Below are 15,166 nucleotides of genomic sequence, written 5' to 3' on the forward strand. Positions count from 1 at the left end.
TTAGCACGAAGAGGTTTAGTTTAATTCAGTAGAAAGTACATAACTGATCAACATCAATTAGCACTTTCTAGAAAAGTTAGCTTAAACCTCTCGAAACCTAAGCTTTATCGAGAACAGGTGGCTGATATATCTCAGCGCCACTATCAGTAAACTCTTTCGCTTTAATTGCCATTCCTTCTTCTGCGGACATGGTAATTGTTTCATCTAATATTTTTATGGAGATTTCGCCTGAATCTAACTTAGCTGTAAAGTCTCGCACATCCTGGGTGATTTTCATTGAACAGAATTTAGGACCACACATGGAGCAGAAATGAGCCACTTTACCTGACTCTTGCGGTAACGTTTCATCGTGATATTCACGTGATGTAACAGGGTCTAAACCTAAGTTAAATTGATCTTCCCAGCGGAATTCAAAACGCGCTTTAGAGAGAGCATTATCACGGATTTGTGCGCCAGGATGACCTTTAGCTAAATCAGCAGCATGTGCTGCAATTTTATAAGTGATCAGACCTACTTTTACATCGTCTTTATTAGGTAGCCCTAAATGCTCTTTAGGCGTTACATAACAAAGCATCGCACAGCCATACCAACCAATTTGGGCGGCACCAATTCCAGATGTAATATGATCGTAACCCGGTGCAATATCGGTAGTCAGCGGACCTAATGTATAGAAAGGCGCTTCAAAACATTCTGTTAACTGTTTATCCATATTTTCTTTGATCATTTGCATTGGAATATGGCCAGGCCCTTCAATGATCACTTGTACATCGTATTCCCAAGCCACTTTGGTTAATTCGCCTAGTACTTCTAATTCAGAGAATTGTGCTTCATCATTAGCATCTGCAACCGATCCCGGACGTAAACCATCACCCAACGATAATGACACATCGTACTGCTGACAAATTTCACAAATTTCGCGGAAATATTCGTAAGCAAAGTTCTCCTTATGGTAAGTCAAACACCATTTTGCCATGATTGATCCACCACGTGACACAATCCCCGTGACACGTTTAGCCGTCATCGGCACAAAACGTAATAACACGCCCGCATGAATGGTGAAGTAATCCACACCTTGCTCAGCTTGTTCAATTAAAGTATCGCGAAAAACTTCCCATGTTAAATTTTCAACAACGCCATTTACTTTTTCCAACGCTTGATAAATCGGTACGGTGCCGATTGGCACAGGGGAATTACGTAAAATCCATTCTCGAGTTTCATGAATATTACGTCCTGTTGATAAATCCATTACCGTATCGCCGCCCCAAAGTGTTGACCAAACTAACTTCTCCACTTCTTCCTCAATGGATGAAGTAACAGAAGAGTTGCCAATATTGGAGTTTACTTTTACTAAGAAATTACGACCAATAATCATTGGTTCTAACTCTGGGTGGTTAATATTTGATGGGATTATCGCACGACCTCTCGCCACTTCAGAACGAACAAATTCAGGTGTAATAGACTCTTGTAAGTTAGCACCGTAACTTTGCCCTGCATGCTGTGACAGTAACGCTTCGCATTTAATACGCTCACGGCCTTGGTTTTCGCGAATGGCAATGTATTCCATTTCTGGCGTGATAATGCCCTGACGCGCATAATGTAATTGCGTCACACATTGACCTTTTTTAGCGCGTAAAGGCTTAGGTAAATTAGCAAAACGTAATTCATTTAATGACTCATCCGCTAAACGTTCTTGCGCAAAATTAGAGGTTACACTCTCTAATGCCTCTACATCATCACGTGCACCAATCCAGGATTCACGTAAACGTGGCAAGCCTGCATGTACATCTATTTTAATATTAGGGTCAGTATAAGGACCTGAAGTATCGTAAACAGGAATAGGTTCATTCTTTTCATAAATAGGGTTTTCTTCAGAACCACCAACGAACGTATCAGTTTGTAGGATTTGACGCATAGCTACTTTAATCGGGTGAATATCACCATCAATAAAGATTTTCTCTGAATTAGGGTAAGACTGATTATTCAAACTTTGAATATAGTCCTGTGCAGCTTCACGTGATTCACGACGGGAAAGACCTTTACGATCTGTGGTTTTTAATGTTGAATTTACTTCTTGAGACATAGCATTCTTTACCTAGTTTAATATAAACGGTTTATAAAAGATTGCTTGTCGAATAGATGTGGAAGTTAAAAAATATCCAAGAATGGAAAATATACAGATATTTTCTACTTGTTCCCTTCGTAGGTACTAGCCCAATCAGGTTCCACGGATCCCACGCAACTGCTTTTTAAACACAGCTACTTATGTGGTCTCAGCCTTTGGGAAATTCCCATTAGCACTCCGACAAGATGCTGTCAGTATAGAAGAAAAAGCCCTCGAGTTAAACAGAAGAAATTATTTATTAAGATGAGGTAACTTAATTAAACGAGACAAATAGCTCTAATGACTTTCAAAGAGTGCTAAGAAATATTATTTCTTAGCAGCTTCTTTTTCAGCTTTAACTTTCTCGAACACTGCGTCAGCTACTGCTGAAGGACAAGGCATGTAGTTTTGAACTCCATAGAGAACTGACCACGACCTGAAGTCATTGTAAGTAGTGAACTGAAGATGATGTGCCCAAACACTTTTGTTAACTTCTTAAGAGCTACAAAAAAGCCCTAATGACTTTCATCATTAGGGCTCGAACTTTCAAAGATTGCTAAGAAATATTATTTCTTAGCAGCTTCTTTTTCAGCTTTAACTTTCTCAATCACTGCATCAGCTACTGCTGAAGGACAAGGCATGTAATTTTTGAACTCCATAAAGAACTGACCACGACCTGAAGTCATTGTACGTAGTGAACTGAAGATGATGCGCCCAAACGCTTTTGTTAACTTCTTAAGAGCTACAAAAAAGCCCTAATAACTTTCATCATTAGGGCTCGAACTTTCAAAGATTGTTAAGAAATATTATTTCTTAGCAGCTTCTTTTTCAGCTTTAACTTTTTCGATCACTGCATCAGCTACTGCTGAAGGACAAGGCATCTAGTTTTTGAACTCCATAGAGAACTGACCACGACCTGAAGTCATTGTACGTAGTGAACTGAAGCTGATGTGCCCAAACACTTTTGTTAACTTATTAAGAGCTACAAAAAAGCCCTAATGACTTTCATCATTAGGGCTCGAACTTTCAAAGATTGTTAAGAAATACTATTTCTTAGCAGCTTCTTTTTCAGCTTTAACTTTCTCGATTACTGCGTCAGCTACTGCTGAAGGACAAGGCATGTAGTTTTTGAACTCCATAGAGAACTGACCACAACCTAAAGTCATTGTACGTAGTGAACTGAAGATGATGCGCCCAAACACTTTTGTTAACTTCTTAAGAGCTACAAAAAAGCCCTAATGACTTTCATCATTAGGGCTCGAACTTTCAAAGAGTGCTAAGAAATATTATTTCTTAGCAGCTTCTTTTTCAGCTTTAACTTTCTCGATCACTGCGTCAGCTACTGCTGAAGGACAAGGCATGTAGTTTTTGAACTCCATAGAGAACTGACCACGACCTGAAGTCATTGAACGTAGTGAACTGAAGATGAAGTGCCCAAACACTTTTGTTAACTTCTTAAGAGCTACAAAAAAGCCCTAATGACTTTCATCATTAGGGCTCGAACTTTCAAAGATTGTTAAGAAATATTATTTCTTAGCAGCTTCTTTTTCAGCTTTAACTTTTTCGATCACTGCATCAGCTACTGCTGAAGGACAAGGCATGTAGTTTTTGAACTCCATAGAGAACTGACCACGACCTGAAGTCATTGTACGTAGTGAACCGATGTAACCAAACATTTCTGAAAGAGGTACGTCAGCTTTAATACGAACACCAGAAGCACCAGCTTCTTGACCAGCAATCATACCACGACGACGGCTAAGGTCACCGATAACGTCACCAACGTGATCGTCTGGCGTGAATACGTCAACAGACATTACAGGCTCTAGAAGTTGAGCACCCGCTTTAGGGATAGACTGACGGAATGCACCACGTGCTGCTAATTCAAATGCTACTGCAGATGAATCCACGGCGTGGAAACCACCATCATATAGTTCAACTTCAACGTCTAATACAGGGAAACCAGCAAGTACACCGTTATCCATCATGCCTTCGAAACCTTTCTCGATTGCAGGGAAGAATTCTTTAGGTACGTTACCACCAACAACTGTAGATGTGAACGTAAAGCCAGTACCAGCTTCACCAGGCTTGATACGGTAATCGATTTTACCGAATTGACCAGAACCACCAGATTGTTTCTTATGAGTGTAAGAATCTTCAACTGCTTGCGTGATTGTTTCACGGTAAGCAACTTGAGGTTCACCTACAACTAACTCAACACCGTAAGTACGTTTTAGGATATCTACTTTAATATCTAAGTGAAGTTCACCCATACCAGATAAGATTGTTTCACCTGAATCTTGGTCTGTTTCAACACGGAATGTTGGATCTTCTGCAACCATTTTACCGATAGCAATACCCATTTTCTCAGTAGAACCTTTATCTTTTGGAGTTACAGAGATAGAGATTACTGGTTCTGGGAATACCATTGCTTCAAGAATGATTGGATCTTTTGGATCACATAATGTGTGACCAGTTTGAACGTTAGACTTCATACCAACGATAGCGATGATATCACCCGCTTGTGCAGAAGTAAGTTCGTTACGGTCATCAGCTTGCATTTCACACATACGACCAACACGCTCAGTTTTACCTGTAGCAGCGTTAAGGATAGTGTCACCTTTCTTAAGTGTACCTGAGTAGATACGTACGAAAGTAAGAGAACCAAAACGGTCATCTGTGATTTTAAATGCTAATGCTTTAAATGTTTCTTCAGCAGAAACAGTTGCTACTGCTCCAGTAGGTTCACCTTCTTCATCTGTAAGAGGTTGTGGATCAACATCTGTAGGACAAGGTAAGTAATCAACAACAGCATCAAGGATAAGTTGAACACCTTTGTTTTTGAATGCAGAACCACAGTAAGTAGGGAAGAAGTCCATTGTACGAGTACCAGTACGGATACAACGTTTGATATCTTCAATTGAAGGTTCTGTACCTTCTTCTAAGTACTCCATTAGTAGATCTTCATCTTGCTCTAATGCAGTTTCAATTAGCATTTCACGGTATTCTTCTACTTTATCAACCATGTCCGCAGGAACATCTTCGATTTTGTAGTTTTCAGGAAGACCTGAATCATCCCAAACGTATGCTTTACGGCTTAATAGATCAACAACACCAGAGAAGTCGTCTTCGATACCGATTGGTAATACCATAACTAGTGGGTTAGCACCTAGTACGTCTTGAGTTTGCTTAACAACACGGTAGAAATCAGCACCCATACGGTCTAATTTGTTTACGAAGATGATACGAGCAACTTTAGAGTCATTCGCGTAACGCCAGTTAGTTTCTGACTGCGGCTCAACACCACCAGAACCACAGAATACACCGATACCACCATCAAGTACTTTAAGAGAACGATATACTTCAACTGTGAAGTCAACGTGTCCAGGAGTATCGATAACGTTAAAACGATGATCGTCCCAGAAACAAGTTACAGCAGCAGACTGGATAGTAATACCGCGCTCAGCTTCCTGTTCCATGAAGTCAGTTGTAGATTCGCCATCATGTACTTCACCAGTTTTGTGGATTTGACCAGTAAGTTTTAGGATTCGTTCTGTAGTTGTGGTTTTACCCGCATCAACGTGCGCGAAAATACCAATGTTTCTGTATTTACTTAAATCTGTCATTTTTTATACTCTGTATGTAAAAAATTGGAGGCTATATTCCCGCGGCATTATACAATCTTTGTAGTTAAACAGAACACAGTATTTAGAAAAAAGCGGAAATATGTTGTTTTTTTCGACTTTATTTTGTCATATTTTCTGAAAAACGCGAAAAAAAACCAAAACACTGTTATTTAAAACAGTATTTTGTCGTAAAATTAAGCAGTTCATGTGATCAGTACAATAGAAAACAACAATGAAAAAACAAACGTACTAATCGCCGTATTTTTTAATTGTTCGTTGAAAATCGCACTCTCGTTTTCAGGGGCATTTAAAGCAATAGCAATTTGCGTACAACTTTTAATCAAAGGGCTCGCTATTAACAAAAATAAAAATTGCCAAAACTGGCTGTCTGGTAAAGTATAAATGTATATAGCACTACATGCCATCGCAGTGATAATAAGTAGTAGGTGATAAATAAATGCTTTTTGACGTCCGAATAGCACCACTAAAGTTATTTTATTCGCTGCTTTATCGTTTACCAGGTCTCGCATATTATTAATATTTAATACCGCTGCGCTTAATAAGCCGATACTAAAAGCAGGTAATAAAATAGCGCTCGGTAATGTTAAGGCCTGTAAATAGAAACTGCCTAATACCCCTAATAAGCCAAAAAATAAGAATACGGCAAGATCCCCCATAGCGCGATACCCATAGGGAATTTTCCCCATCGTATAGGTAATAGCAGCAACAATCGCAGCGATACCCAACCCGATGAAGACTAACCAATGTTGAAGGTCGTCACCAAAAGATCGCACCAGTAAAGATAAACCAGAAAGAAGACAAGCAAAGGTGACAAATATAAGTGCTTTTTGCATTGTAGGTTTACTAATAAGCCCACTTTGCATCACCCTTTGTGGTCCAACTCTTTGTTCATCAACCCCAGTTAATGCATCACCATAATCATTCGCTAGATTAGAGAGAATTTGTAATAACAAGGCAGTTAATAATGATAATAAAAAAATCCCCATATCAAATACTTGATAGTACTGAGCAAGCCCACCAGCAACAATAATAGAAGAAGCAGCCAAAGGTAGAGTACGTAATCGACAGGCTTGAAGCCAAACTTGGAATTTATTCACTAAATAGTCCTATATAAATAAAGCGCTAAACGATGATATTTATCAATAATAATAAACCTACGATGCTTAAGATAGTGTTATATAAATGTTGATTAACCACCTATGGTTGTAACAAGCTAATGTGTAAATTTAAGTCACTGCAACACCAATTAATACAGCAACTACAATCGTTTCGTTTTGATCATGGACAATACCCTTCACAAAACCTAACCATTGAAATTGAGCCCATTACATTATTAACGCTACTCAAAGGCCAAGAAAATACCACAAACACTAACCAAGCATTGTACCCTCATATCTATTGGCAGAATAAAGAAAATACTCATACGCTAGCTAGCTTTGGTAGCATTGAAGCGTTAAATCATATTCCTGCACCCATTGAGCAACAATTCTATTTAGGTGGAGTTGCTTTTCAGCAACAAGGTGAGCAGTGGCCAGACTTCCCTAGCACTTGCTTTATTCGCCCTTTAATGGTGTTCCAACAGCAGAATGGAGAGTGGCAGGTAATATTTCACTTTGACGGTAATAACACCATCGACGATACCATTAAAGCAGTAAGATCATTGCAAGTTCCACAATCCCATTCAGTACTGTCGCTCTCGCTGCTCAGCCGACAAGATATACCTAACCAACAACAATGGGCAGAGCTAATTGAGCTAGCAATAGAGTACAAAGCCTTATTACCTAAAGTCGTATTATCAAGACAAACCGAACTATCTTTTGACAGTAATATAAACCCTTGGGATGTGATGGCATTATGGCAACAAGCCAATATTAATAGCTTTCATTATGTTTTTAAGTTTTCAGAAAAACGATGCTTTATTAGCTGTTCGCCTGAACGTTTATATTCACGTCACCACCAGTCTATCACTACCGAAGCCCTTGCAGGCACAGCACCAAGGGGTAAGACAATTAATGAAGACCAATGGTTAAAACAAGGTTTATTACATGACAAAAAAATAGATCGAGAAAATCACATCGTACAAGAGTTTATCGTAGCGAGTCTTAAACAATTAAAAGCTCAGGTAAGCTGCTCCCCGACTCAGGTTATGCAATTACAAAATGTGCAGCACCTATGCGTTCCAATCAAAGCTTCTTTACCCAAGCAAGTACAGGATAATCATCTGTTACATAAATTACATCCTACACCTGCAGTCGGCGGAATCCCGAAATTACCTGCACTTCAATTTATTAATGATAATGAACCTTATGTGAGAGGTTGGTATGCCGGAGCTGTTGGTTATATTAGCCAACGTAAAAGTGACATCAGTGTTGCCATCAGAAGTGCCTTGATAGAGGGTAAAAACATTAAACTATTTGCTGGGGCAGGTATTGTCACTGGATCAGTTGCTAGTGATGAATGGCAAGAGCTTGATAATAAAATTGGCACAATTTTAACTATTTTGAATAGTCGATAAAAAGAATACTGGAGATTTACAGATGCAAATAGATAATAATAATCAGTTTTCATTTTATCATTCTAATATTAATCTACTCTGGGCAAGCTTATTAATAGAAGAACTAACGCGTCATGGCATTAGTGATTTTTGCATTGCGCCAGGTTCCCGCTCAACACCTTTAACTTTAGCCGTAGCCAATAATAAACAAGCCACTGCACATGTGCATTTTGATGAAAGAGGATTAGGATTTTTTGCACTTGGGTTGTGCCAAGCATCCACTAAACCTGTGGTGATAATAACAACCTCAGGTACAGCAGTTGCAAACTTATACCCTGCAGTAATTGAAGCAAGACAAAGCCATTTACCATTAATTGTTATTTCAGCGGACAGGCCAGCAGAGTTAATTGACTGTGCTGCTAATCAAGCCATCGAGCAGCCACATATTTTTTCTAGCTATCCTATTTTCTTTAAGCAGATCCCTAGCCCAACAACCGAGATCTCTCCTAATTTTTTGTTATCAACATTAGATCAGGGAATTGCATCACAACAGGCAAAACTCGGCCCAATCCACTTCAATGTCGCGTTTAGGGAGCCACTTTATCCTGAGCATAAGCTTAGCGACTTTACTGACTACTTAACGCCTTTAAAGACTTGGACTCAACAGATCTCTCCTTTCACTTGTTATCATCAAAGTGAACCGAGCGCTTTACCAACTTGTATTGATTTACCCAGCTCAAAAATAGTAGTGGTCGTAGGAAGAATTCAGGATAAACAACAGGCCTTAGCCATTGAAAAATTCTGTATTCAGCATCAATTGCCACTTTTTGCAGACGTGCAGTCTCAGCTACAAAACTCAGCACAGAATATTGCGCACTATGACTTGCTGTTAATGAATCAAACATTCTCTAATTTAATACAGGAGTCTGAGCTAATCATCCAATTTTCAGATCATTTAATTAGTAAACGCCTTACTCAATTTATTGATAACAGCATCGCACCACTTTGGGTGATTTCAGAGCATCAACAACGTATCGATCCAACTCATACAGTCACACAACGATTTATCACTTCTGCTAGCACTTTCATTCGCTCTGTGATTCCACAAAGCCACGCCGATCAAAATTGGTTAAATAAAATAGTTAATTTACAGAAAAAGCTCAGTGAAACATTAACCTCTTACACTCACTGCAAAGCGCTTAATGAAATAAACAGTACTGCCTATTTGCTCAATCATATGCCGATGCAAACACTACTTGGTAATAGCCTCGCTATTCGTATTGCAGATATGTTCGCTAATACCTCTTCCCATATTTATAGTAACCGAGGAGCAAGTGGCATTGATGGTCTAATCGCAACTGCGGTAGGTATTGCGAAACAAAAAAATAAGGCGAGTAGTTTAATCATTGGTGATACTTCATTCCTATATGACTTAAACTCCTTAGCACTATGCAAACAACTCAATAAGCCTTTTATCATTTTATTATTGAATAATGATGGCGGTGGGATTTTTAATCTCTTACCGGTTCCTGCAGCACAGCAACAGCAGTTTTATCAGAACCCTCATGGTCTGACCTTTGCACAAACCTGTGAACAATTTTCGATTAATTATGTAAAACCTAGTACATTTTCTGAATTTAAAGCACACTATCAAACAGCATTAATGAATAACGCAAAAAATTGCACTACTCTGATTGAGGTTTGTACGGATAACAAATTAACGACAACACAACTAGACGCTATCAAGGAGCAGATTAAAAATGCCATTATATAGTGAACAGCAAGGTTCAACGTCTCACCCCACGTTAGTTTTTTTACATGGATTTTTAGGTAACCGCAACGATTGGCAAAGCACTATAGAAGCACTCAAAGATGATTATCATTGTGTCACCATAGATTTACCTGGTCATGGCCGTTCTGCAGGCTGTGTAATTTCATTAGAAGATGGCTTCGAAAACTGTCACCAATTAATACAATTTACCCTCGCCTCATTAAACATCCACTCTTTTACCTTAATTGGTTATTCCCTAGGTGGACGGATTGCTCTAGATTATGCTCGCACCCAGCAAGACCAACGTTTACAACACTTAGTATTAGAGTCTTGTCATCTAGGCTTGGATAATGAACAGGAAAAAACACAACGTCGGCAATTTGATCTCGATTGGGCAACGCACTTTGCTACCAACGCCATCGATGAAAGTTTGATGCAATGGTACTCTCAACCCATTTTTGATGACCTTAATGACATTCAAAAACAATTCATTATTGAAAAACGAAGTCATAATTACGGTGTGTTTTTAGCGAATATGTTGTTATCTACAAGTTTAGCCAACCAACAATGTGCTAGTCACTTTTTAGAAAAGACAGATTTACCTATTACTTATCTATATGGTGAAAAAGACACTAAATTTGCGCAGGTCGCCAGCTTATTTCCAACACTTAATAATATTAAAATCCGCTGTTTTAATGGCCTAGGTCATAATACACATCAACAAGACCCCATAAACTATGCCAATACGATTAAACAACTGAGCAATTAGCGGTTTAATTCCTTGATGGCATACGTAATGGAGTCACTATGACTGAATCAAAACATTATTCCGCAATACAATGGCAACCCAGCTCGCTAGCTTTTGAAGATATCTATTATCACAAGGCTGAAGGCATCGCTAAAATCACCATCAATCGCCCACAAGTACGTAATGCATTTAGACCACAAACCGTAAACGAAATGATGCAAGCATTACAAGATGCACGTTATGACGCAGAGATTGGTGTGATTATTCTTGCTGGAGAAGGCGATCTTGCATTCTGCTCAGGCGGCGATCAAAGTGTCCGTGGTGATTCAGGTTATAAAGATGAAACCGGTGGTCATCATCTCAATGTACTAGATTTTCAACGTCAAATTCGTACTTGCCCTAAACCTGTTATTGCAATGGTAGCTGGTTATGCAGTTGGAGGTGGGCATGTATTACATATGATGTGTGATTTAACAATTGCAGCCGATAACGCTCAATTTGGTCAAACCGGTCCGAAAGTCGGCTCCTTTGACGGTGGCTGGGGGGCAAGTTACATGGCACGCATTGTAGGGCAGAAAAAAGCGCGAGAAATTTGGTTTCTCTGTCGTATGTATAATGCACAAGAAGCCGTTGATATGGGATTAGTCAATACCGTTGTGCCTCTCGCTGATCTGGAAAAAGAAACGGTAAAATGGTGCCGCGAGATATTACAAAATAGCCCGATGGCATTACGCTGTCTAAAAGCAGCCTTGAATGCAGACTGTGATGGTCAAGCTGGTCTACAAGAATTAGCCGGTAATGCGACAATGCTTTTTTATATGAGTGAAGAAGGCCAAGAAGGCAGAAACGCCTTTAACGAAAAACGTAAGCCAGACTTTAGTCAATATTCAAGAAACCCGTAACCAGCCGACATAGATTAAGACAACAACCTAAGCGAACAATCTAAAATTGCCAAATATCCATTAACAGTGATCTGCTATTGTTGAATTAATAATAGCAATCACATTAATGGAGTCTTCTCCATAAAAGCATTTCATAAAGCCTTAATTTAACGCATCATAGTCGGCTACATAAAACATAAATATTGACTCAATATACGACTTGAATTTAAAGAAAGGAAAATCACATGGTATTAGTAGGCAAACAAGCCCCTGATTTTACTGCTGCGGCAGTATTAGGTAGTGGCGAGATTGTAAGTAACTTTAATCTCAAAGATTTTGCTAACGGTAAAAAAGTAGTGCTTTTCTTCTACCCATTAGACTTCACCTTTGTATGCCCTTCTGAACTGATTGCATTTGATAAACGTTTTGGAGACTTCCAGGCACGTGGCGTTGAGGTCATTGGAGTATCAATCGACTCGCAGTTTTCTCATCATGCGTGGCGTAACACACCTATCAATAATGGTGGTATCGGCGCAGTTCAATATCCACTTGTAGCAGATATTAAACATGAAATTTGTAAAGCCTATGATGTTGAACTGGAAGAGGAAGGTGTTGCATTACGTGGGTCTTTTCTGATCGATAATCAAGGTAAAGTACGTCACCAAGTGATAAATGACTTACCTTTAGGACGTAATATAGATGAAATGTTACGCATGGTAGATGCCTTAAATTTCCACGAAGAGCATGGGGAAGTGTGTCCAGCACAATGGGCAAAAGATAAGGCAGCAATGGAGGCCACCTCAGAAGGTGTTGCTAGTTACCTAGCTAATCACTCTGATGATTTATAACAATCAATAATAACTCGATGTAACATGATCTAAAGCCGCCATGTTACATCGTACGAGCATGAATATTTATTTTAATGATGAGTAATAGGCAGCTAAGTCTTCAATATCTTGATCGCTTAATGATGTTGCCTGCGGCACCATCACAGCAGACAACCCACCTTGACGATTCCCAGCTTTATAAGCATTTAAAGCAGATACTAAATATGCTTCATGTTGCCCTTGCAGGTTAGGGTAAACTGGGACGTTAGAGATACCATTGGAACCATGACAAGCAGCACAGGTTGCAGACTTTGTCTTGCCCGCCTCGATATCGCCTGCGAAAGCAGATAAAGGAAAAGCCATTAACGCTAAACCAAGTATTTTGATGTTCATAATAAGCTCCATTAAGAAATAACTACTGTATAATTTAAACCTTATAATACCAAGCAAATAAACAAGGTGATCTACATTTATCCATAAGTTATATCAATTACATTAAATAAGAGCTCTAAATTTTGCGCAGAGGAAATGACCGAGTTTAAGGTTTAAGTTAAACAGTTATTCTATTTACGAAAATTACAACGAAGAAATAAGTTATTCTCACAAGTAAAATAGATCCATTAATTGGCGTAATTATTATTTAAAGACAAAGCCATTCACTATCAATACTTTGTAAAAATAATATTTTCAAAATCCAATAGCTAAATATCGGTTAGTTCAATCCGTTTTAATAAGCATATTAAAATGATAATGCACTCTAAAATTGATATGTCGTTTAATAAAAACAATGAGTAAAGCAATGCGTATACCTTACCAACAACTTGATGAAACCACTTTAAACAATTTAATCGAACAATATATTTTACGAGAAGGGACTGATTATGGTGAAGTTGAACTTTCATTAGAAGAAAAGACGTTGCAGATTTTGAAACAAATCAAAAATGAGCAAATTTATATTATGTACTCAGAGCTACATGAAAGTGTTACCTTAGTAAGTAAAGAGGCATTTTCACAGGCCCAATCTGATTAATAATAAAACAGATAAATTGCTAATTTTGTATCGACTAGTCCATAATCTAAATATTAGTTAGAAAAATGCGCTTATTTATGACAAAGATCTAATTTATTACACAACTAATACTCATAAATATTACAGAGTATGAAAAAAAAACGATACAATTCATACATAACTAAAATGAATTAGTGAATAAATAACAAGAAGTAGCAGTTAAGCTATTACTACAGACAAAGGGAAGTTTATGATCATTACCAAACCTCAGACCGATCCAACGTTAGAATGGTTTTTATCACACTGCCATACGCATAAATACCCAGCAAAAAGTATGTTAATTCACGCGGGTGAAAAAGCTGATACTTTATATTTTATCGTTAAAGGTTCTGTTGCAGTTGTTATAAAAGACGAAGACGGAAAAGAGATGATCCTTTCTTACTTAAACCAAGGTGACTTTATCGGTGAGCTAGGTTTATTTGATAAAGAAGAAAATCCAATCCGTAGTGCTTCAGTTAAAGCTAAATCAGCTTGTGAAGTAGCAGAAATCTCGTACAAAAAATTCACACAGTTAATTACAGTTAACCCTGAAATTCTAATGCGTCTTTCTCGTCAAATGGCAAATAGACTACAAGTAACTAGCCAAAAAGTTGGTAACTTAGCATTCTTAGATGTGACAGGTCGCATTGCAAATACATTATTAGATTTAGCAAAACAGCCAGATGCAATGACACACCCTGACGGTATGCAGATTAAAATCACTCGTCAAGAGATCGGCCAAATCGTAGGCTGTTCACGTGAAACTGTTGGTCGTATTTTGAAAATGCTAGAAGAACAAGGCTTAATTTCAGCACACGGTAAAACAATCGTTGTGTTTGGCACTCGTTAATTAGCTTTAAGTAATAAAAAATAAAAACCGCTTAATCGCGGTTTTTTTATATCTAAAATCTCCTCAAATTTATTCATTACAAAGAACCCCAACCAGACCAAATGCCTTATAACAGTTAAATAAAAGATTATATTCATTAGGTCCATCAGAAGCCTCTATAGCACTTACAAGCGATCTCAATCGTACATACAGCTATTTGCTAAACACAGCTAGATTACTAAGAGGAGGAGTTCTACGATTCCATTTTTCAGCCTGATTGCTTAATTAAGAATGTAAGATTAAAATTTAATAATGGTTAGCTTTGCCTACATCGTATGCGACGACTCGTATACTGACAGGCTAAAAAGGGTACACAGAGCTTACCCGCTCATTCTCTAGTCTGTCGGCTAATACTATTCCTCCTAATTATGTGATCTAATGTATTTTATCATTAACGCTTGGACTCACTTGGTAACATATGAAAAAGCATGACTTTTCTGAATTGGCCAAAACACATAAAAGCGTTCGTATGAGAGTACGTTATTCTGCATTAGCACATTTTCAAGAAGGCAGCTGATAGCTAAACTTCTTAAAGTGAGCCGCACTAGCGTTAATAAATGAATATCTCAATATCATCAAAATGGATTGGCTGGATTAGTTGATAAAAAGACAACGGGGCGTCCTCCACGATTATCTGAAATGCAATCACTTCAACTCATTGAATATATTAATACATAGGCAAATAATGATAAGGGTGTCCGATTAGTAGGAACTGATATCCAGTTGTTTATTGCTGAAAATTTTGGTTATCAATATCATCTTT

At 38.2% G+C, this 15,166-nt stretch carries 12 protein-coding genes, 1 pseudogene and 1 riboswitch; of the genes and pseudogenes, 7 read left to right on the plus strand and 6 right to left on the minus strand.

The features are described 5' to 3' along the window. Positions 1–97 precede the first annotated feature (97 nt). The 5 genes and pseudogenes from thiC to menA form a co-directional block, all read right to left on the minus strand. Positions 98–2,080, minus strand: a complete 1,983-nt coding sequence (gene thiC / locus V5290_RS11125) for a phosphomethylpyrimidine synthase ThiC (RefSeq protein ID WP_333385470.1) — start codon at positions 2,078–2,080, stop codon at positions 98–100. Positions 2,081–2,175: 95 nt separating this feature from the next. Continuing rightward, a riboswitch (TPP riboswitch) is annotated at positions 2,176–2,312 on the minus strand. An 835-nt stretch (positions 2,313–3,147) separates the two neighbouring features. After that, complete coding sequence (locus V5290_RS11130; RefSeq protein ID WP_333385473.1) at positions 3,148–3,303, minus strand: hypothetical protein; 156 nt, start codon at positions 3,301–3,303, stop codon at positions 3,148–3,150. 84 nt (positions 3,304–3,387) lie between these two features. After that, a pseudogene (locus tag V5290_RS11135) lies at positions 3,388–3,552 on the minus strand (hypothetical protein); the annotation flags it as partial. A gap of 75 nt (positions 3,553–3,627) precedes the next feature. Next, positions 3,628–5,724: an elongation factor G gene (gene fusA, locus V5290_RS11140; protein ID WP_333385478.1), complete on the minus strand. Its 2,097-nt coding sequence runs from the start codon at positions 5,722–5,724 to the stop codon at positions 3,628–3,630. Positions 5,725–5,927: 203 nt separating this feature from the next. Next, positions 5,928–6,842: a 1,4-dihydroxy-2-naphthoate octaprenyltransferase gene (menA, locus tag V5290_RS11145; RefSeq protein ID WP_333385481.1), complete on the minus strand. Its 915-nt coding sequence runs from the start codon at positions 6,840–6,842 to the stop codon at positions 5,928–5,930. 119 nt (positions 6,843–6,961) lie between these two features. On the opposite strand from menA, the gene V5290_RS11150 reads away from it, so the two are divergent. The 5 genes from V5290_RS11150 (at position 6,962) to V5290_RS11170 (ending at position 12,487) form a co-directional block, all read left to right on the plus strand. After that, positions 6,962–8,260, plus strand: a complete 1,299-nt coding sequence (locus V5290_RS11150) for an isochorismate synthase (RefSeq protein ID WP_333385483.1) — start codon at positions 6,962–6,964, stop codon at positions 8,258–8,260. A 22-nt stretch (positions 8,261–8,282) separates the two neighbouring features. Then, on the plus strand, positions 8,283–10,013 hold the full coding sequence (gene menD / locus V5290_RS11155; protein ID WP_333385486.1) for a 2-succinyl-5-enolpyruvyl-6-hydroxy-3-cyclohexene-1-carboxylic-acid synthase: 1,731 nt from the start codon (positions 8,283–8,285) through the stop codon (positions 10,011–10,013). Next, positions 10,000–10,779 (plus strand): 2-succinyl-6-hydroxy-2,4-cyclohexadiene-1-carboxylate synthase, encoded by a 780-nt coding sequence (menH, locus tag V5290_RS11160; protein ID WP_333385489.1) that lies wholly within the window; start codon positions 10,000–10,002, stop codon positions 10,777–10,779. Before menD ends, menH begins: the two co-directional genes overlap by 14 nt. Positions 10,780–10,817: 38 nt before the next feature. After that, complete coding sequence (gene menB / locus V5290_RS11165; RefSeq protein WP_333385492.1) at positions 10,818–11,660, plus strand: 1,4-dihydroxy-2-naphthoyl-CoA synthase; 843 nt, start codon at positions 10,818–10,820, stop codon at positions 11,658–11,660. Positions 11,661–11,884: 224 nt separating this feature from the next. After that, positions 11,885–12,487, plus strand: a complete 603-nt coding sequence (locus V5290_RS11170; protein WP_333385494.1) for a peroxiredoxin C — start codon at positions 11,885–11,887, stop codon at positions 12,485–12,487. A gap of 66 nt (positions 12,488–12,553) precedes the next feature. On the opposite strand, the gene V5290_RS11175 is transcribed toward V5290_RS11170, so the two are convergent. Then, complete coding sequence (locus tag V5290_RS11175; protein WP_333385497.1) at positions 12,554–12,859, minus strand: cytochrome c; 306 nt, start codon at positions 12,857–12,859, stop codon at positions 12,554–12,556. A 406-nt stretch (positions 12,860–13,265) separates the two neighbouring features. On the opposite strand from V5290_RS11175, the gene V5290_RS11180 reads away from it, so the two are divergent. After that, positions 13,266–13,496, plus strand: coding sequence for a YheU family protein (locus tag V5290_RS11180; RefSeq protein ID WP_333385500.1), 231 nt, complete (start codon positions 13,266–13,268; stop codon positions 13,494–13,496). 229 nt (positions 13,497–13,725) lie between these two features. Further along, positions 13,726–14,364, plus strand: a complete 639-nt coding sequence (gene crp, locus V5290_RS11185; protein ID WP_025565472.1) for a cAMP-activated global transcriptional regulator CRP — start codon at positions 13,726–13,728, stop codon at positions 14,362–14,364. Positions 14,365–15,166 lie beyond the last annotated feature (802 nt).

Source organism: Psychromonas arctica (genome assembly GCF_036697365.1).
GTDB classification, from domain to species: Bacteria; Pseudomonadota; Gammaproteobacteria; order Enterobacterales; family Psychromonadaceae; genus Psychromonas; species Psychromonas arctica_A.